This window comes from Hymenobacter sp. HD11105, assembly GCF_054051685.1.
In genome coordinates this window covers 926,989-945,332 of record NZ_JBSWBR010000001.1, presented here as the reverse complement: position 1 = coordinate 945,332, position 18,344 = coordinate 926,989, and the positions used below count along the sequence as shown (strand labels likewise).

18 protein-coding genes are annotated in these 18,344 nt (G+C 55.8%); 3 read left to right on the top strand and 15 right to left on the bottom strand.

Features of this window, described 5'->3' with window-relative positions; all coding sequences use genetic code 11:
- Positions 1 to 52 precede the first annotated feature (52 nt).
- The 4 genes from ACW9KT_RS04255 to ACW9KT_RS04240 form a co-directional block, all read right to left on the bottom strand.
- Positions 53 to 1,114, bottom strand: a complete 1,062-nt coding sequence (locus ACW9KT_RS04255) for a DUF3089 domain-containing protein (RefSeq protein ID WP_457078125.1) — start codon at positions 1,112 to 1,114, stop codon at positions 53 to 55.
- A gap of 68 nt (positions 1,115 to 1,182) precedes the next feature.
- On the bottom strand, positions 1,183 to 2,640 hold the full coding sequence (locus ACW9KT_RS04250) for a hypothetical protein (RefSeq protein WP_457078124.1): 1,458 nt from the start codon (positions 2,638 to 2,640) through the stop codon (positions 1,183 to 1,185).
- Positions 2,641 to 2,696: 56 nt separating this feature from the next.
- Positions 2,697 to 3,425 carry a hypothetical protein gene (locus tag ACW9KT_RS04245; RefSeq protein WP_457078123.1) on the bottom strand — a complete coding sequence of 243 codons (729 nt, stop codon included), beginning with the start codon at positions 3,423 to 3,425 and terminating at the stop codon, positions 2,697 to 2,699.
- Between the two features lie 11 nt (positions 3,426 to 3,436).
- Entirely contained in the window at positions 3,437 to 3,685 is a 249-nt protein-coding gene (locus ACW9KT_RS04240) for a hypothetical protein (protein ID WP_457078122.1), read from the bottom strand.
- Between the two features lie 140 nt (positions 3,686 to 3,825).
- On the opposite strand from ACW9KT_RS04240, the gene ACW9KT_RS04235 reads away from it, so the two are divergent.
- Entirely contained in the window at positions 3,826 to 4,017 is a 192-nt protein-coding gene (locus tag ACW9KT_RS04235; RefSeq protein ID WP_457078121.1) for a hypothetical protein, read from the top strand.
- Between the two features lie 66 nt (positions 4,018 to 4,083).
- On the opposite strand, the gene ACW9KT_RS04230 is transcribed toward ACW9KT_RS04235, so the two are convergent.
- The 5 genes from ACW9KT_RS04230 to ACW9KT_RS04210 all read right to left on the bottom strand — a co-directional run bounded on the left by ACW9KT_RS04230 (position 4,084) and on the right by ACW9KT_RS04210 (position 9,603).
- Entirely contained in the window at positions 4,084 to 5,112 is a 1,029-nt protein-coding gene (locus ACW9KT_RS04230; protein ID WP_457078120.1) for a YeiH family protein, read from the bottom strand.
- A gap of 80 nt (positions 5,113 to 5,192) precedes the next feature.
- Positions 5,193 to 6,104 carry a LysR substrate-binding domain-containing protein gene (locus tag ACW9KT_RS04225; protein ID WP_457078119.1) on the bottom strand — a complete coding sequence of 304 codons (912 nt, stop codon included), beginning with the start codon at positions 6,102 to 6,104 and terminating at the stop codon, positions 5,193 to 5,195.
- A gap of 128 nt (positions 6,105 to 6,232) precedes the next feature.
- Positions 6,233 to 7,147: a bestrophin family protein gene (locus ACW9KT_RS04220; RefSeq protein WP_457078118.1), complete on the bottom strand. Its 915-nt coding sequence runs from the start codon at positions 7,145 to 7,147 to the stop codon at positions 6,233 to 6,235.
- A gap of 178 nt (positions 7,148 to 7,325) precedes the next feature.
- Positions 7,326 to 9,167 carry a MutS-related protein gene (locus tag ACW9KT_RS04215; protein ID WP_457078117.1) on the bottom strand — a complete coding sequence of 614 codons (1,842 nt, stop codon included), beginning with the start codon at positions 9,165 to 9,167 and terminating at the stop codon, positions 7,326 to 7,328.
- A 76-nt stretch (positions 9,168 to 9,243) separates the two neighbouring features.
- On the bottom strand, positions 9,244 to 9,603 hold the full coding sequence (locus ACW9KT_RS04210; RefSeq protein ID WP_457078116.1) for a hypothetical protein: 360 nt from the start codon (positions 9,601 to 9,603) through the stop codon (positions 9,244 to 9,246).
- Between the two features lie 217 nt (positions 9,604 to 9,820).
- Between ACW9KT_RS04210 and ACW9KT_RS04205 the strand changes: the two genes are divergently transcribed.
- Both ACW9KT_RS04205 and ACW9KT_RS04200 read left to right on the top strand, forming a co-directional pair.
- Positions 9,821 to 10,624 (top strand): energy transducer TonB, encoded by an 804-nt coding sequence (locus ACW9KT_RS04205; protein ID WP_457078115.1) that lies wholly within the window; start codon positions 9,821 to 9,823, stop codon positions 10,622 to 10,624.
- Between the two features lie 93 nt (positions 10,625 to 10,717).
- A complete protein-coding gene (locus ACW9KT_RS04200; RefSeq protein WP_457078114.1) occupies positions 10,718 to 12,301 on the top strand; it encodes a diadenylate cyclase in 1,584 nt (527 codons plus the stop codon).
- A gap of 55 nt (positions 12,302 to 12,356) precedes the next feature.
- On the opposite strand, the gene ACW9KT_RS04195 is transcribed toward ACW9KT_RS04200, so the two are convergent.
- From ACW9KT_RS04195 to ACW9KT_RS04170, 6 genes are all read right to left on the bottom strand, one after another.
- Positions 12,357 to 14,219, bottom strand: a complete 1,863-nt coding sequence (locus tag ACW9KT_RS04195) for a PAS domain-containing protein (RefSeq protein WP_457078113.1) — start codon at positions 14,217 to 14,219, stop codon at positions 12,357 to 12,359.
- Positions 14,220 to 14,357: 138 nt separating this feature from the next.
- Positions 14,358 to 14,810 carry a BLUF domain-containing protein gene (locus ACW9KT_RS04190; protein WP_457078112.1) on the bottom strand — a complete coding sequence of 151 codons (453 nt, stop codon included), beginning with the start codon at positions 14,808 to 14,810 and terminating at the stop codon, positions 14,358 to 14,360.
- A 236-nt stretch (positions 14,811 to 15,046) separates the two neighbouring features.
- A complete protein-coding gene (locus tag ACW9KT_RS04185; RefSeq protein WP_457078111.1) occupies positions 15,047 to 15,571 on the bottom strand; it encodes a PaaI family thioesterase in 525 nt (174 codons plus the stop codon).
- Between the two features lie 46 nt (positions 15,572 to 15,617).
- Positions 15,618 to 16,172, bottom strand: a complete 555-nt coding sequence (locus tag ACW9KT_RS04180; protein ID WP_457078110.1) for a PPC domain-containing DNA-binding protein — start codon at positions 16,170 to 16,172, stop codon at positions 15,618 to 15,620.
- Between the two features lie 183 nt (positions 16,173 to 16,355).
- Positions 16,356 to 17,594 (bottom strand): hypothetical protein, encoded by a 1,239-nt coding sequence (locus ACW9KT_RS04175; protein ID WP_457078109.1) that lies wholly within the window; start codon positions 17,592 to 17,594, stop codon positions 16,356 to 16,358.
- Complete coding sequence (locus ACW9KT_RS04170; protein WP_457078108.1) at positions 17,591 to 18,340, bottom strand: hypothetical protein; 750 nt, start codon at positions 18,338 to 18,340, stop codon at positions 17,591 to 17,593. The genes ACW9KT_RS04175 and ACW9KT_RS04170 overlap by 4 nt, the downstream gene beginning before the upstream one ends.
- Positions 18,341 to 18,344: the final 4 nt, after the last annotated feature.

The window sequence follows — 18,344 nt, the reverse complement described above, 5'->3', positions numbered from 1 at the left end:
TATATTGATTCACAAATGCCTTCTAAAGCCAAAGCGACCTAAGTTTACTCTGTTACTGATTGACTTGCTGCCATGCTTGAACCCGCGCTACTGCATTCTCGCGCACATTCATATAGTAAAGCCCGTAGTCGGCAACGTGAAAGGAATGGCGCAGTTCGGGCCGGCCGGGAAGCAGGAAGCGGAGATATCCGGAAATAGTGGGCGGGTGTACCCAGAGTACGCCAGCGTGCACTTTGGCGTCGGCTACGGCTCTATCGATGCGGTTGAATGATTGGGGAACACTACCCCGGTTTAGCATAGCGGGTGCGGCGGTGGTGTCGCGGGTCCAGGTGAGAGGATTGATGGCTAGGGCATCGCGGTAGGGCTCGTAGCTGTAGCCCCACTCGGCGGTGTTCCAGCTTATGTAGCAGCCCGTTTGGGTGGCATCTTCGCAGGGGCGGATGGTTTGATAAGCGTTCGTAGTTACTTTAAAGCCTACTAAATAAGCTGCCACCAACTGACGGCGCAGTTTAGGGTCGTTATCGAAGAAATCGTGGAGGAGGTGCTGGGCGTGAAATGCCCCCTGGCTATGACCTGCCAGGATAATGGGGCGGCCCTGGTTGTAGTGATCCAGGTAATACTGGAAGGCCGCTTTTACATCTTGATAAGCCAGATCCAGGGCAGGGCGAGCATTTGCGCTACTGTCGCCGTCGAAGAAGCTATACAGAGCGGCCTGGCGGTAGCGGGGGGCATATATTCGACCTGCCGCGTTGAAAACCGAAGCCTGACGACGAATGCTAAACTGATCAGTGAAAGTGTTCAAAGCAGCATCCGTGATGGAGCCATTCCAGCCGTGGGGCCGAATGAGAGTCGTTAGGTGAATAAAAAACACATCGGCGGACGCCGTGGCTTGCTGGTCGCGCAAGCCGGAGTTTTTGGGTACTGCATCGGCTGAATCGCGGCGGGTAGGTAAGGCAGCCCAGCTTGACTCCTGAGTGTAATCGGGAACGGCGGCGGGCTCATAGGCCGAGAAGCTTCGGATAGGTTTGATAACACCCAGGCAGGACGAAAGTACGGCCAGCAGCAACAGCCAGCCCAGCCGGTGAAAGTGGCGTAATAAAGAAGGAAGCAACATTACTCGTATAGCAAAAAAAGACCTGCACAAGGGTGCAGGCCGCAAGTGCTTAGTTAACACGCACAAATTTACTCTGAAAACGTATTTTCCAGCAGTCGCTCCTGCCGCAAATAGACAATTTTGAAATTGCGGTCGAAGCGGATGCGCACTTGCGCAGTGGTGTTCTGGTATTGCTGACGCGACTTGCGAAAAGCCCGGCTTTTTTCCAGAAACGTGACCACCCGCGAGCCATCCCGGACTGGCTCACTAATGTTCAAGCTACCCGGTACGCCTTGAGTTTCGCCTTCCAAAAACTCGGGAAAGTGTGAACGTTCTAGTTCCGCGTTGATAGCGTCAGGACTAGTGTTTTGCAGGGTATAAAACCGCTCAACGGTGGGAGCAAAATGTTGAGCGGCATTAAATGGCGGGGCTTTTAAATCCTCATAATATGAACTCAGAGCACTACGAACACGCGCTTCTACGTCGCTGACTGGCCCACTGGGGGCGGGCGTAGCGGGAGGCGTTTGAGCTGCTGGCGCCTCCGAAGGCTGACTATCTGCCTCGGCTGGTGCCGAAGCTGGCGTCTCCGCCTGTGTAATTGGTGTAGCAGGACTAGGCGTCGCGACGACTGGTGCCGGCGTACGGCGCACAGAATCGGTTACCACGGCCGGCGGCGTGGATGGTAGCGCCGGCGTTACGCGGGCTGTATCGGTGTCGGTTACGGGCGGCAGGTCGAGCCGCTCGGCCTGAGGGCCAACTTCGGGTGCCACGGCGGTGGTATCGGCTCCTACCCGCGACAAGCTGGTGAGGCGCTCCGATTCCCGATCATCGAATACGAGATAAGCAATCAGTGCAAGCAACGCCAAAATGCCCCCTATAATAAGTGCAGTGGTTAGGGGGCTACGCGAGGAAGTAGGCGGCTGCGGAGCGGCGGGCCGCGGACGGCTGCTCTCGGCTATACGAGGCTCTACAGGTGGAGGCGTGAGCGAATCGGCATCGCGGTACGATGAGCTACCTACTTTTACCATCTCCACAGGCTGAGTGAACGTGTCAATGGGCGGAGCTGGCTTTTTGGGTGGCGGCGGGGTTTGTTCACGCGGGGGCACCACGGAAGGACGAGGCGGCACTACGGGCGGCACCGGGGGAAACGCGGCTGCAGGCGTCACCGGTGTCACCGGCTCTACTGGCGGCGCTTTAGGTGGTGTCGCTGGCTCTTCAACAGGTTTTACCGTAACCGTAGGATCATGCTTGAAATCCCAAGAAGGCGGCGGGGGAGGCAGTGGTGTGGACGGGGGAACAACAGTAGGTGGCGCGGGAACGGCTGCTACCGGAGGTACCGACGGAGGTGCCGCTGGCGGGGGCGGCGGTGTAACGGCAGACGGCGGCGCTACCGGCGGTGCCGGTGCAGGCGGCGGGGACGTCTCGCTTACATCGCTGAAGAGTAGCTTACGCTTCAACACCTCAAACTCGGTGGGCGTGATGGCACCTGCGTCCAGCCACTCTTTTAGTTGGCGTAGCGTAGCAAGGGGTGAAGGCTCGTTTTCCATAGGGCAAAAGCGGCAAGTAGACCGCGGCAAAAGCAACGGCAAAACGCATTTGCTAGCTATTTACGTTCAAGTGTGGAAACACGGTCACGTCGTTGGGCCAACCGGAGTTTACGCAGCTCCAACTGCTGCGCATTCGCTACCAGTTTCACGGAGTCTTGGCGGGCTTTCAGGGTATTTTCTGCGTTTTGTTTTTGTAGAGCTTCGATTCGAGCGAGGTTGCTGGTCGTATTTGCCTGTAAGCTCAAAATGTTTTTTTCCAGCTTCTCCCGCTCCTTTTCTACCTCCTTCACTTGCTTTTCGGCCTCAGTCAACTGGTCCTTATAAGCCTTTATGCGGGCAGCGGCGGCAAAGCTTTGCAGCATGGCACGCAAGGCCGCAAATTCCGACGGCGTTTGGTCGGCAGTCAGGAAAGAATTGCCCCCCAGCGTGGCCCACACGGCTAACTCTGATACGGTGTCGGCCGGGGATATTACGCTGGAGTACAGGTCGAGCAGTTTGCCCGATACGCTGGATACGGGCGCCTGCTTAGCCACGAGCAATTCTTTTTTGCCCACGCCAAAGGTGCCGTCACCCTTCAAGCGGATGTTGTAGCTGTCTTTAAGCCAGGCTTGCCAATAGTCGCGGGTCCACTGGGCGGTGCCATCTACCTGCACTTTCAGTGCCTCCCGCTCCTTGCGCTCGAAGCTGACACTGCCGGTGCGCACGTCGTAGAGCTGGGCAATAGCGGGCTGGGTTATTAACCCCAAAAAGCCCCCCAGAAGCAGCAAAAGACTTACTCTTTTCATGGGATGCAGATTTAAATATCGTGGCGGATAAAGGTGGCCTGCAGGTCTTTGTACATGTGCTCGAAGCGCTGAACGGCGGCTTGCAGAAATTCCTCATCAAGCAGGGTGCGCACTTCGGCGTCGCCGCCGGTTAGGTCCATCTCGCTCACCTTATATGTTTGTTCTAGGGGGCCTTTTTCTAGCTTGATCAAGTATTTTCCATTCCAGGAAAAAAGCGTGATTTTGGCTTCTGGGTGCGGAATATCGGCTACGTGTCGCATGGCGGCGGGGCATTTTTTGAAGAAGCAACGAAGATAGGCAGCGCTCGCCCAATAACGACTCAGCACCCGCGAAACCACCCGCTCCGGGTAGCGTACACAGCCCTACCGCCCCCACTTAGCCCCTTTAATTTCATTTTATCATGCCACAGGGAGATAAATCGGCTTACACCGACAAGCAGAAGCGTAAGGCCGAGCACATTGAAGAAAGCTACGAGAAGCAAGGCCTGTCGGAAGACGAGGCTGAGCGTCGGGCTTGGGCCACCGTCAATAAGCAGGATGGTGGCGGCAAGAAAAGCGGCTCGGGCCGTAAGAAGCCATCAAGCAAAGAATAAGTAACTAAACAAAAAGCCCCCCAGAGCAGCTCTGGGGGGCTTTTTGTTGTTATCAATTGCTAAGAGCTAGGCTACTGTGTGCAGAATAACCCAGAGTGAAGTAACGGAAATAACGACCCAGAGCAGCACGCCCAACCCGAAAGGCCGAATGCCCACCTTGCGCACTACCTCCAGCGAGAGGCCCGCCCCGATCAGGAATAGGGTGAGCGTGAGGCCTACTTTGGCCACCTGAGCAGCTATAGCTCCGGCACCCTTTAGAGCTGGCACATACGTAATGAGCAGCATGGCCCCGATGAAGCCCAGAATGAAGTAAGGCAGTTTGACCTTGGCGCCGGGTGTTTTAAAAAAGAAGGCCGTACCAAGCGCTACGGGCACTATCCATAAGGCGCGAGCCAGCTTAACGGTGGTGGCGACTTGCAACGCTTGGTCGCCGTAGTGGCTGGCAGCGCCCACTACTGAGCTGGTATCGTGGATGGCGATGGCGCACCACAGCCCGAACTGATTTTGGGTCATTTGCAAAGCATTTCCCAGCGCCGGAAACAGCAATAAAGCCACTGAGTTGAGCACGAAAATGGTGCCCAGCGCCACCGAGAACTGAGACTTCTCGGCCCGCAGCACCGGCCCTACCGCCGCAATAGCGCTACCGCCGCAGATAGCAGTGCCGCAAGAAATTAGATGAGCCGTTTTGCGCTCAATACCAAGCCAGCGTCCCATGCCGAAGCCCAGCGCTAGCGTACCCGCTATGGACGCCACCGTAAATAATAATCCTTCGCGCCCCGCCTGGGCTGCAGCATGGGCATTCATGCCAAACCCGAGCCCCACAACGGAGTACTGCAATAGCTTACTCGTGTATGTCTGGGTGAAGCTCGCAAAGGGATTGCCAACCACCATTGCTATCAGCAGGCCGAGCGCCAGGGCCAAGGGTGGCGCTACCCAGGGCGTCAGGCAAGCCAGTAGTGCGAGGCTAAAAAGGACGATCCGGGGCGTGAACTCGTAGCCAAATACAGCATACGGGCGAGTTAAAAAGGCAGTTAAGGTTTGTTGGGCAACTTCGGTGCGGGTGGGTGGCGGAACTATAGAGCGGGTGGCTTTCATGCAATACGTCGTTACAAGCACTGTTCCATAACAACGCTTTATCGACCTATTCCATAATCAAAAATGCTTATCTGTAATAACTAAAAGTTATGAGCAGCGCTAATGTGCCGATGGGTGTAAGTTAAGAATCGTTGGGCCTGTGCAGATAAAGGCTGGCCCTGCACCCACACCACCTCAAAGCGCCGTCGTAGGTGCAAGTCCAGTACAGGCACAATTTCCAGGCGGCCAGCGGCTAGTTCTTTCGTTAGAGCCCGCCGCGATACAAACCCCAAGCAATCGGGTGCCGCTTCCAAGTACGACTTTATGCCTTCGGTATTATCTAGGTAAAACATCACTCTGAGGTCAGAAAACTTGATGCGGTGGGCACGCAGAGCGTACTCCAGCACCTCCAGCGTACCCGAGCCACGCTCGCGTAATACCAACGGATACTGGAGGGCGGCCGCCAGCGCCAACGACTCGGGGGGCTGGTTGCTGGGCCGCGCCCGACGCACGGCGACTAGCTCATCGTCGAGCAGCAATTCGTAGTGCAGGTCACGGTTTTTAACCTGGCCTTCCACGAAACCCAGATCGATTTGCCCCCTGAGCAGCGCGTCGGCAATGTGCTCTGAGTTGCCGTTGAGCAGCGTTAGCTCAACGCGAGGATATTGAGCCTGAAAGCCGGGCAAGATGGGTGGCAGTACGTACTGCGCTATGGTGGTGCTGGCGCCTAGGCGAAGACGGCCAGCAGCTTCATCGTGTAAGGCGTGCAGCTGGTTTTGCAGCTGCTCATGCAGATCTTCGACTGTATTGGCATGCGCGAGCAACAGTTGGCCCGCCGTCGTGAGGCCTACTCGGTTACCGCGTCGCTCGAATAGCCGCTGGCTGTAGCTCGTCTCAAGCTCGTGAATATGCTTGGTAACGGCTGGTTGGCTGATAAAAAGCTCTTGGGCAGCTTTGGTGAAGCTCAGGTGGCGCGCCACGGCTTGAAAGACGCGCAGACGGAAATCGGGCATGGCTGCAAGCTACAATTAGCAACTGAACTTAGTGAATTGCCAGTGAGGTCATGAAAAAGCCCCCCAAAACACTTCTGGGGGGCTTTTTCATTTTATAAAAAGGTGCGGTAAAGACTTTTAGGTGGCGGTTAATACAGAATGTCGTCAACGGGTTCCAGCTTCTTGGGGATATTGTCTTCACCAAGCATTTCGCGCAAATCGATTTCAATGGTGCGGCAGATGCTGGTCATAGGCACGTCGTTCATTTGGTTCTCGAAGGGGTTCTCACTGGTATGACCTACCTCCTCGATGGTATTGAACACCCAAGATACCAGCACCGAAAAAGGCACCATCAGCCACACATGGTTGGGGCCGATTTTGTCGAATTCACTGACCAAGCCCAGTGGCAGCAGCAGCGAGAAAAGCCACACAAACACGTAGCTGTAGTACGCGTATTGGCGCGGAAAAGGCGTGTTTTTGATACGTTCACAGCCACCCTGCAAGTTATAAAGCTCTTCCAAGGTCTGAACAAGGCGCATGTGCTGGAAGTCATTGAGCAGCCCCCGATCTTCACGCAGCACCCGCAGTTCAGCGGCCTGCAAGCGAATGATATGCGCTGCTGGATTCTGCAAGTGGCGCAGATTTTCGCTTTCCTCCGCGCTCAGAAATTGCGCTACGTCGGTATCCCAGTAATCGGCAAGCTGCCGGCGCAGTTGCAGGCGCACCGCGTTGCACCAAGCTATTTGCCGGTGCACTAGGTGCCGATGGCGCTCTGTAAGCTCTCCAGCCGAAGCGGAGGGCGCCTCTACATCGGGCGCATCTACACGGGACGTAACGAACTCCAAGGCCTGCACAGCCCATAAGCGACTGTAATTTACAATGCCGCCCCAGAGCTGGCGACCTTCCCAGAAACGGTCGTATGAGCCGTTATTTTTGAAGCCGATATAAAACGACACGGCAATACCCAGCGTAGCCACCGGCTGCCAGGGAATCGAAACTGCTTTGATATTTAGCGGGCCATATATGGCGCAAACCAGAATAGCATACAGCGTGAATATTGACACGCTCCGCCAAGAAAACTTCCAGACAACGCGCCAGCGAATATTATTACGAACGTACACTCTTTCGTTACTTGTAAAAAGGTGATAGGGAAGGCTAAAGAAGACACAAAAGCTTAGCTACCTCTGCATACGTAAAGCCCGACAGTTTAGCCCTCTAACAAACCCATTTGGCTTTTGTCTGCTACTCAACAACCTCGTCGATGGCGATGCCCATCAGCTGCATGAGCTTGCTGGCATTGAAGCTTCGGCACAGACCAGGCGTCAGGTGATAGTCGAACAGGATTTCGTCGCCTTCGATGGTGCTGTTGAAGCTGTAGTTGGTCACGGCACCGGGCAACTCTTGAGCCAGCGCACCCAGTTCCAGATCGTGGGTGCTGATGAGGCCACTGGCGGGGCGCTGGTGCAGCTGGTGGATGAGGGCGCGGGCGCCGCGGTGCCGATCGCGGGAGTTGGTGCCTTTCAGAATTTCATCGAGCAGGTAGAACACGGGCGTACCGGCTGCCGTCAGCTCCAACAGGAGGCGCAGGCGTTTGAGTTCGGCGTAGAACGACGAGGTACTTTCGGCCAGATTATCCTGGGTGCGCATGGCCGTGTACACCTGGGCCGGGCTCAGGCGCACCCGTCGGGCGCAAACTGCCCCGCCCGCCAAGGCCAGCACCATATTCAGACCTACGGTGCGCAGAAACGTGGTTTTGCCCGACATGTTGGAGCCCGTAACCACGCCCGTGCACCCCGCCCCTACCGTGCTGAAATCGTTGGTGATGCGCTTCGTGGAGAAGATAAGCGGGTGACCTAGCTCTTCGGCCGTAAACTCCAATGCTTCGGTGCTTAGCTCGGGCACGGTGTAGGTGGGGTTAGCAAACTGATAGGCGGCTAAGCTTATTAAGGCTTCCAGCTCGGCTACCACGTCGAGCATGGGCGCCAATTTGCCCCCCAGCCGACGCTTCCAGCTTTCGAGGCGCCACATCCAGAAGAAATCCCAGAACAGCAGATTATTGGCAAAAAAAGCGGCCAGCGTGCTCTGGCGCATAGAGAAATACTCGACAATGCTGGCTAACTGACCAATGAGACCCGAGGCCGGCACGGTGCCGGGTGCGGCCACTACTTGCTGCAGCGCCACGAGGCGAGGCGCCGCAAATTCCCGGCTTTCCAGCAGTACTAATTGGTCGCGGTAGGCGCGTAGCACATCGTACATACTATCGCTGTGCTCGAAGTAGTCGTCACGGGCAGCACGGTAGTAGTGATTAATGCCTCCCAGCAAAGCCAAAAAAGCTACAAACATCCCAGCTGAGTAGCCTGCCAGCCATAGCCCAGCACTAGTAAGGGCCAGAGGCGGCAGCACGACCATGGCAATTTTGAGCCATGCTTTATCGGCAAAAAAATCGGGCTGCTGGAGCCAGGTGGCGAAGCGGCGGGGGTCGTCGGTTTGGCGCGGAAAGTGGCGGGCGCGGGCCTGCCATTCCTGCTGCCAGGCTGCATCGGGCGTTAGCTCAGCCACGGCGGCCTGTCGGGCCAGCACATCCGCTGGTGTAGCGGCTTGCAGTAACCACTCGGCCAGGCGGTCTTGGCCCAGGCGAGAGGTAGCCCGACTCAACAATTGAAACAGGGAGTGCGGACCGAACACGTCGAGGTCGGCGGCGTAGGCGTGGCTGCTTTCGAGGTAGCGCGCGCCGGCCTCAAACTGGGTCAATTTGCCCCCCAGCCGCGCCAGCTCCTCTTGATTAACAGCTCCAAGCAAACGGTAATGGTGATACTTATAGCCTAAGCGGCTATGCCAGCGCATCACCAGCATAAATACGATGTACAGGGCCACCACGTAACCCAGCCCTTCCAGATTACGGCCGTTACTAAAGAAATAATAGCCCCCCAGGGCTCCCAGCACGAATACCAGCACCCGCACCCAAGCTACTGCCTGGTGTCGGCGGCCGTAGTATTGCTCTTGGGTAGCATGAGCAGCTAGGTTATCGGTAAATATGTCGGCGGGGGCGACGGAAAGCGGGCGAAAGGCAGCAGAATCGGGCACAGGTCAGGAGCTAAGCAGAAGCTCAAAGGTAACGCTCTGCTCGCAGGGGAGTCATCAGACCAGTATTGACCCGGAGTTAGAGCTGTTGGAACCCGATTTCACTAAGCACTCCAGCTTGCAAAGGCGTTACCTGCGCATACAGGTTTAGGCCACTGGTGCAAATACAAGCATTACAAACTGCTGCCTCGGTAGCGCGTCGGTCCTCAGTTCTAACGTTGCGCAAGGTAATTTTGTAGGTACTAAGCACATAGCCCGCCGCCGCGTCGGCAAATGCTGCTGGGTTTTGGATGCTGGTCGACGCACTCCAAGGGTCAGCGCAGTAGGTTTGTTTATAGCGAACAGTAATCAAGTCTTCTGACGAAGTGTCGTCTTCACAGCCTGCAATTGAGGCTATTAGCAGTGCACCTAGTAAGGCGGTTTTCAGTCGTAGCAACATAACAAGGCTAGTTTACTTTTCAATTGGAGGAGCCGCATCTTGCTTTAAAAGTTGCAACTCCGCTAACAAAACATTGCTCCTTGTCTCTATGGTCGGCTGCCAGTTTTACCGCCTCCCGCACTAGCCAAAATGGCGGTTAAGGCCGCCTACTGAACCAGCAGACCCGCTGGTGCGGTTGTTGACGCAATTATTCCGTTCAATCTCGCCTCCTGCCGTTATGCCGTTATTGCCTTCTATTCGTCGTCTGGGCTTGTTACTGCTCCTCAGTACTGCCGGTTTTTCTACCGCCACTTACGCCCAGCAAAAGCTGAAAGCGCCGAAGCCGGATCCTGATGAAATATATGATGAGGTAGGACAACCCGCCGTGCCGGTTGGTGGCGTAGAGGCCTATGCACAGTACTTAGCCGATAATCAGCGCTACCCTACGGCCGCGCTGCAGCGCGGCGCTCAGGGCACGGCGCCAGTTACGTTTGTGGTGGAAAAGTCTGGGGTTATTTCCAATGTAGCCGTAGCAACGCCGCTTGACCCAGAATTAGATCAAGAAGCTATTCGACTGATTAAAAGCGGACCGAAATGGACGCCAGCCCAGCACCGGGGGGCAAAAGTGCGGCAGCGGATCACAGTGCCGGTGTCGTTTGCCATTCCAGCCGATGAGTCGGTCAGCTCTGCTACGGCGAGCAAACCGGTCGGCCCAACTAATTCCTCGGGTGCCACCATGGTAAAGCCCGACGAACCTGCTCGGCCCGTGGGAGGTACCGAGGCCTTTTTTGCCTGGATCCAGGAAAACCAGAAGTACCCAACCCTAGCCCGCCAGCGCAAAGTGGAAGGTCGGGTAATGGTGGAGTTTATTGTTGAGAAAGACGGCTCCCTCATCGAGCCAAAAGTTATCAAGCGCCTCGGTTCGGGCCTGGATGAAGAAGCCTTGCGCCTCATTAAAATGGCCCCCAAGTGGACGCCCGCACGCTACCAAGGTCAAACCATGAAGCAAAAGATGGTACTGCCGGTTGTGTTCCAACTGTAGTTATTTAGCTACGTTACAACTTAGCTTACAGCACTTTATGAATTAGTAGCTTATCTTTCGTTATCCTGCCCCACCTACCTCACCTTTCATCCTATGCTTTCCCCGCTTCCTGTTCTTTCAGCTCCGCCTGTTGCGCCGATGATGGCCCTGCCGGTGCCGGGCTCGCAAGCTATCTGGACCTATCAAACACGTTTTCAGCAAGCGGCCCAGGTTATTGCCAACGGCATATTTGATGCACTGGATGATGACTTGGCGCCCAATGTGCTGCTGATCGGTATTCCCGTCGCGGAGGCCGATCAGCAGCAAGAAGACTTCACATCAGCGGTATGCCTGGAGCCAGCCGACTGCGGCCTCGATTTTGCGCGGTTTAGCGAGGTGCTGGTGCGAGGCCAAGAGTTTCAGCGCCGGGAGCCTTGGGGGGCATATTTGGACCGCGAGCAAGTGATGAGCGAGGAAATGCTGCAACGCAAGCAGCATGGTATTGGCTTGCGCCTGGCCGTGCAGGAAGTGTTGGATATGATAGACACGGCCGGTAGCAAACAACAATCATTTGCAGGCTGGCCCATCCAGATTGGCAACTTTTACGTGCTGACGGTACTGCGCCTTAATCGTAAAGCACTGCGCGCTCACCCGGCCCTCATGCCCAACCGCTACTACACCGATGGCCGCCCACTGGCTTCGTCGCTGGGCTTGGCGGCGGTGCAGCGCTTCCATGAGGAGTGCGTGAAGTCGCTGACGGAACCGGAGCCCGGCTCGGGAATGCTGCTGCGCCACCGCGAAACCGACGAACTGCTTCGCGCCGCCGGCAAGCTCCTCATGGACACGCCGGCCCAGGCTTTAGGCATTAGTCCTTCGACGGCTAAGCTGTTTGCCACTTACAACACTATTTCCTCGCTGCGCTACGAAGGGGCCGAGGGCGTAGGCAAGATGTACTTGGCTAAGCGTCACCACCCTAATATGGAGGAGGTTTTTGCCCTCACTTGCCCCACTCCTCTCACCGACTACCGGGCCGTGCGTAAGCTGCTGGAAATGACTACCGCTGATGTGAGCCTGCTCGCCGACGGCGAAAATGTGTACGCCCTAGGTCGCCCCATCGGCCACTATGACCCCAGCCGCGAAGATTTGTTTATCATCAACTTCGTGACGCACTACGCTTGGGAGTTTCAGCACGATGGCAAGGTGCTGATGCGCACCACGTACGGCAATCCTACTTTGCCTAGGGCTCGCCTCAACCGTAGCCAGTTTCGCAAAGATCTGCGCCGCACTTTCGAGCTTATCGACCCGATTAAGGTGGAGCGGCTCTGGGATGTGGTGCTGGAAGCTAGCCGGCAGAAGCACGGCACGCTGGTAGTCGTAACGACTGAGGCCCTGGCCGAAGCTGACCGCCTTAAATTGCAATGTACCCTCATTGAGCCCGTGCCGCTCACGCCCCTTATTACGCGCTTGGTTACGTCCATTGATGGGGCCGTCCTTGTCGACCCCGATTCCTATTGCTATTCCATCGGCGTTATTCTTGATGGCAAGGCTACAGGGCGGGGCACCAATACTCGCGGAGCCCGCTACAATTCAGCTATTCGCTACGTGCAAAGCAGCCCCTATCCTTGCATGGCCATCGTGGTGAGCGAGGATGGAATGGTAGATGTGATTACAAAGGAGAGCTTGGCGGAGGAAGAGTAAGCTGGGAGGCAAATCTATGCCTTCGTCGCCCGCACCGATAGTGGGTGAGGATTGCTTATTCAAACCAATGCACGGAGAAGGTTGTCCCCTCTCCTACCTCGCTGCTCACCTCTAAATGCCCCCCACGGCTATTGACGATGCGCTGCACCAGATATAGCCCTACGCCCGTGCCGCTGATATGGGAGTGCTGCCGGTCGAAAAGATGAAACTCCAGGTCGGTATCTTCATTTGTCTTCATGCCCAGGCCATTATCTTGTACGCGTAGCCAAGGCTGCTTTGTGTCTGACATACCGCTAGTCACCGCAATCTGAGGCTCACGGTCAGGGTGACGGTATTTGAGGGCATTGCTGAGTAGATTGTGCAATACACTGCGCAGGTTTGCTCGCCCGTACACGAGCGTAGGTGCCGCCTCAAAAGCCAGACTGACCCCAGCGCCAGAGTCCTGTACAAGTGCCCGTAAGCCTAATAACACTTCTTCGGCCACACTACGCAAGTCGATAGCTTCGGTGGGGGCCGTTAATTGGCGCTGCTGCTGCACAGTGGCGGCCAAATCTTGCAAGGTCGTGTCGAGTTGATGCAAGGCTCCATCTACCATGCGCAACAGCACTTCATGCTCATCATCGTCGAAAGTAGCAGTGCGACGCAGTTCATCGAATAGCCCTCGCAAGTTGTACAAAGGCTGTTTCAGGTCGTGGGAGGCAGTATAAACGAAGGTGTCGAGGTCGCGGTTGGTGCGGGCTAGCTCGTCGTATTGGTTTTGCAGCACTTCGCGCAGCCGGTGCTGATCATCCACATCAGTGCAGGCGCCAAACCAGCGCGGGCCCCGGCTGTCGGTCAGCTGCCGGGCCCGGATAATATGCCAGCGGTACTGGCCATCGTGGCGCCGCATCTGAAAAAGGCCGTCGTAGCTTTCGCCCGTGGCCACGCACTGCACCCAACGACGAGCCGCATTGGCCTGCTCGGCTGGGTGAATTAGGGTTACCCAACCCGTTGGGCCCAGCTCATCGGCCGCTAAGCCGGTATATTCAGCCGTATGCTGGTTATAGTAATCAATAAATCCTTCGGCCGAAGCCGTCCAGATGAGTTGCGGAATACTGTCGGCCAAGAAGCGTAGCTCGGCCTCACCCCGGCGAAGGGCATCAGCCAGTTCGCGCTGGTCGTGCACTTCGGTAACTGCTCCGTGCCAATACGCCGCTTGGTCGGGGGCATGCAACTCAGGTACGGCCCGGCTGAGCATCCAGCGGTATTGCCCATCGTGCCGCCGCAGACGATACTCGTAGCTCCAACCGATACCCGCTTTGCGCGCTGCTTCCGACTGATATAACACGCGCAGCCTATCCTCGGGGTGCACCAGCAAGGGCCACATTGCATCCAAATCTGCCGTAGGAGGCTGCCCCGTGAAGTAGTACCACTGCGGACTTACATATTGGTAATTGCCAGCCGCGTCGACGGTAAAGGTAATCTGGGGGGCAGTTTCGGTGAGTACTCGCAAGCGGGCATCTAGGCGGCGCGTTTCGAGTGCTAGCTCATGAGCACGTTGACGGGCTTCCTCTTGTCCTGTTACGTCTACGGCGAATAGCAGCAGGCCTTGTACTTGATCCTCGTCATCCTGTAGCGGCTCCAGGGCTATGTCGAAGTAACGCATCGTAGGCGGTTCTCCCTCGGCTCCCGGCTGGGGTAGGCGGTAGGCTTTTGCCACAAACGGATCACCAGAGTCGTACACTTTCTGCATCACCTCGCTCAAATCAGCCGGCACTGCTCCCAGGTGATTAACCAACGGCTCGCCTTCGGCGGTATTGCCGCCCAACAAGGCTTGCATCGCCTCATTCACAAAGCCGTAGCGCAACTCAGGCCCCAGAAGGGTGGCTATACCGGCTGGCATGTGCCGGAGAATACGCTGCAGTTGCTGATCGCGCATGTAGCTCTATTGAATGAAGAAAGAGTGTTAGAGTCACAAAAATGCAGCTCTATACATGAATGAGTAGTGACGGGCAAAAAGTGATTTTGCCATCCACCAACAAAGCCGGCCGATCTGCTAGCAACTTGCAGCAAGCCGCTATATATTGGCCGTAGCAGTCTCGGCCTGCGTCGTGTTGGCACCAAACACAGCTTGGCGTACCAGATCTACCAGCAAGGCATCGGCAATACTAAGAGACTCCGGAGTAGCGGGGACTTGGTGAGGCAGAAAGAAACCTGTAAGCGTGCCGAAGGCGTCTGCTTCGAGCGGGTGAAAGGCCATCGACCAATCGGAAAAGCTACGCTCCGTAATCGGCTTGTCGGTCAGCTTCACGACATTGGAGTGACGGCCGTCGCGGGATATTTTCTCGAAAAGTGGCCGCGTAATTTCGGGGTCACCTTCAATAAGCTGGGCAATATTGCCATGGCTATAGAACAACACCCCCGTCACATTATGGCTTGCATTATCGCGGCGGCATTGTACCAGTAGCTCCTGCAAATCCTGATCAGACAAAGGGCGAACGGCCCGGCTCATATAAACAATGTGATTCATGCCAAGAAAAGCGTGATATGCTCGCAGCCCATTCGTCGACGGTCCGGTCCCAGCGCAATAGCGAGCAACAGTAAAGATGAGCTTGCAATATACGAAAAGGCAACTATGCCCTGACCGTAAACAAGCTCATGCCAAGACGCAACAAAAACCCATCGATCGCTCCAAGGTTATTTTTCTCAGCAGTTTTTGACCAAATCAATTTATTTGCCATGCACTAAAAGCTTGGCTTAAAAGTATCAGGCCTGCTTTTTGGCCCGATAGGACCAGGTGATGCGGAAGATGGCTACCACGTCGCCAGCCTGATCGGTGCCGGTGCTGGTGCACACCACCGTGCGCCCTTCCCCGGTCGCCCGACTCTCAGCAATTGCCTGCCCAATTTGGGCCCCGTCAGTGGTGGTGAAGCTGATAAGGCCCACCGCTTTTTTAGTGAACTCCGCTTCCATTCCCGTAACGAGCATTGACACTGGCGGGCCACTGCTGATATACATAAGGGAAAGCACGCCACTAGCCATTTCGGCGGCCATACTCAGACAAGCAAAGTAAATACTGCGGAAAGGGTTTTTGGTTAAATACTTAAAGGGCACGGTCACGGTGGCCTGCGCTGGCGTTATGTCGCGCACGCGCAGCCCCGCCAGATATGCCATGGGCAGACTACGCAGCATAAACAGCCGCAACTTCAACGGATTCTGGATGGTACGCCGAAAAGCAACGGCTTGAGGCGTATCGGCGGAAGCAACGGTTGATGAAGGCGTCGTCGTCATAGTATAGAAGAACAGGGAATCGGAATGCCAAACGTGGTATTCCAATTTACGGCTTTTGTGACTTAGGTAGCTGCCTCCTCTTGGTTTGGCGCTTAGCCGGATAAACTACGAGCTCCTGGTACGTAGAAACGGGGTCTGTTTCGCGCCGAAACTCCAGATCCTCGAGCACCCCGATTACTATTTCCATGGTGGTATACACCAAGTTGCCATCGACTAAATGCCCCCCAATAGTACGCCCCGTCGAATCGGACACGGCTAGGTGCAGGTGGCTACCATTCACGGATAATGTCCCGACCAAGGACACCACCTCAAAATGCCCCCTGTACTCCGTCGGGCCTTCCTGGTTGGCCAAGCGCAGCCGCACCGTAGTTAGGCTGCCCACGCCTGTCACGATGGTAGCGGCTTTTAGCTGATTAGCTTGTACAAAGGCCTGCAATTGCTGGCGTAGATCTTGGCCGGGCGCTAGCCGAAGCGCATATGTTCGCATCACCGACGAAGGAACAGCAGTAATAGATGTGGGCTGAGACATGTGCGGTTTGGTCTGGGCGTTGGCTGCTGGAGCGCTTAAAATTAGCAGCCACAAAACGAGGGTAAGACGCATAACAGTAGGTAAGGAACAAGCCAAAGGTACTATCTACTCAACGGCAGTTCTATTTTGCCCCCCAGGGCTTGAGGACTGACAAAACAAAAGGGAGGAAAGCCAGCTAATGCTGATTTTCCTCCCTTTCTCACTCATTTCTGCCCTCACGATCAGAACGATAGTGCTAGGCAGATAGGTGACATCTTACTTATTGAAGCTCACGTTGCCGTAGCGCACTTTGATGTTAACGTTACCCGAATTCTTAGCGCTGGCGCCACCAAACTTTCCTTGCGTATCACTAGATGACGAGCTGCTTTCTTCGGATTGAACGCGCACCAATTCTTTATCAACTAGCAGCTTACCATGTTGAGTATTGACATCGAAATTGAAGCCGGCGCCTTCCGCGAAATTCAGTAAGAAGGTGCTATAGCCTCCATCTAAATTGATTTGGCGAAAATTTTTACCAGTGTTACGCACCTCAAAAACTGGGCAGTACTGCACCTTCATATCCAGCTGATCGTTTAGCTGATCGATGCTGAACTTGGAGAAGCCAGATGAGCCGCGCAGGTTGCGCACCGTGCCTAGAGCTACGTCGCCGTATTTGCTGTGCACCGTTAGGTCCTGCACCGTACCAATGTCGATATCGGAGTAGTTGTTGCGTAGATCGACGGTGGTACCTGCATCCAGACGCAGCTTGGAGTAGGAAGCATCGATGCTGGCTTTGCCGGCAAAAGCAATAGCGCTCTGCCCGTTGCCGATGCGCAGTAGGTTCTGCGGACCATCTAGCCGCCCGGTGCGCAAGGCGCCGTATTCTACGGCTAGCTCAGTAGAACCCGTTAGATCATTGTTAATGCTGACGTCGCCGAAAGTATTGTATACGGTCAGGTTGGTGTTCTTAGGCAGCCAAACGGTATAGTTCACTTCGTAGAGACGCTGCCGGCTAGAGCAGCCCCGTGGCATGGCGCCAAACTTGGAGTTAACTGATACACCACCCGTAGCCGGATCATTTTCCAGCATCTGCACCTGAATCATGTTCTGCAATTCCTGCGCTTTCTCGTTTGAGTCGGAGCGGGTGATGATATCTACGTCGGTACGGATTTCGGCGCGGTTCCAGGTATTGATCTGAACCCGACCGTAACGGGTCTGCAACGTGTAGGGCCGATCAGCGCGAGCAGGGAAGGTGCGGCTCATCTTACGGCTTTTTTCCACCGCTGGGGCTGCCGCACCCGTTTCCTGCGGACCCTGGCTGCCCTGTTGATCGGGGCCCTCGGCTGCCCCATTTAGTAAGGGCTGGTCAGGAGCCGCTGCATTGTGATAGAACTCAGCTATTGTGAGCACTGGCTCCAGCGGCTGAACCTGGTCTGCACGGCTAGGTTGGGCTAGCAGCAAACACGCTACCAAGGACAAAAAGCTGTTTTTTAAGTTGTTGACGACCGTTTTCATCGCTTACGATTGGTTTCGGCCACTACGGGCTCCTGCGCGTGGTACTCACGAATCCGCTCACGGGTACGCAGCTGCTGGTTTAAGATATCAACCCTGATTTGCAAGTTCCGATTCATGGCATCCAGTACCAAGTCGGGCTCAGGGTTGCGGTATAGTTCGGTTTTGAGCTGAGCGTAGGTTGAATCGAGAGCAGCCAACTCGCGCCGCCAGTCAGCGGCAGGAGCGTTTGAGGTTTCCTCTTCCATCTGCCGCAACTCGCCCGCCCGCTCCTGAATCTGGGCAGCAAAATAGTCTTCCATTTGCTGCACGGCCGTGTTGAGGCGCTGAACGGGCGCGTTAGCAGCGGCGGTAGCTACGGGGTTGGGGCCAAAGTAGAAGGATTCGTTGGTTTCCTGCTCAGTAGGAATGGCGTTGATGTAAGGCGCTATGCTGGTCCGCGTCCAGGCACCGCTGGAATCGGGAGTAATGGAAGTTTTCCAAAAATGCCCCCCAGCAGCCAAAATCGTGATGGCGATGGCAGCGGCAATACCATAGCGTCCGCCCCAAGGTGCGCGTTTGGCTGGTGCTGTTGGCTCAGGCGCCAGCTTTATTATGCGCAGGGGCGCTTCCGTTTCGTCGGGCGTGGCAGGCGCCGCCGTCAGCTCCTCTTCGATGCTGTCCCACAGATCGGGGCGCGGCTCGAACGCGTCGAAGTCGGCGCGGTGCTGCTCTACGAAAGCTTCAAGTTTGGTTTTATTCTCGTTCATACAG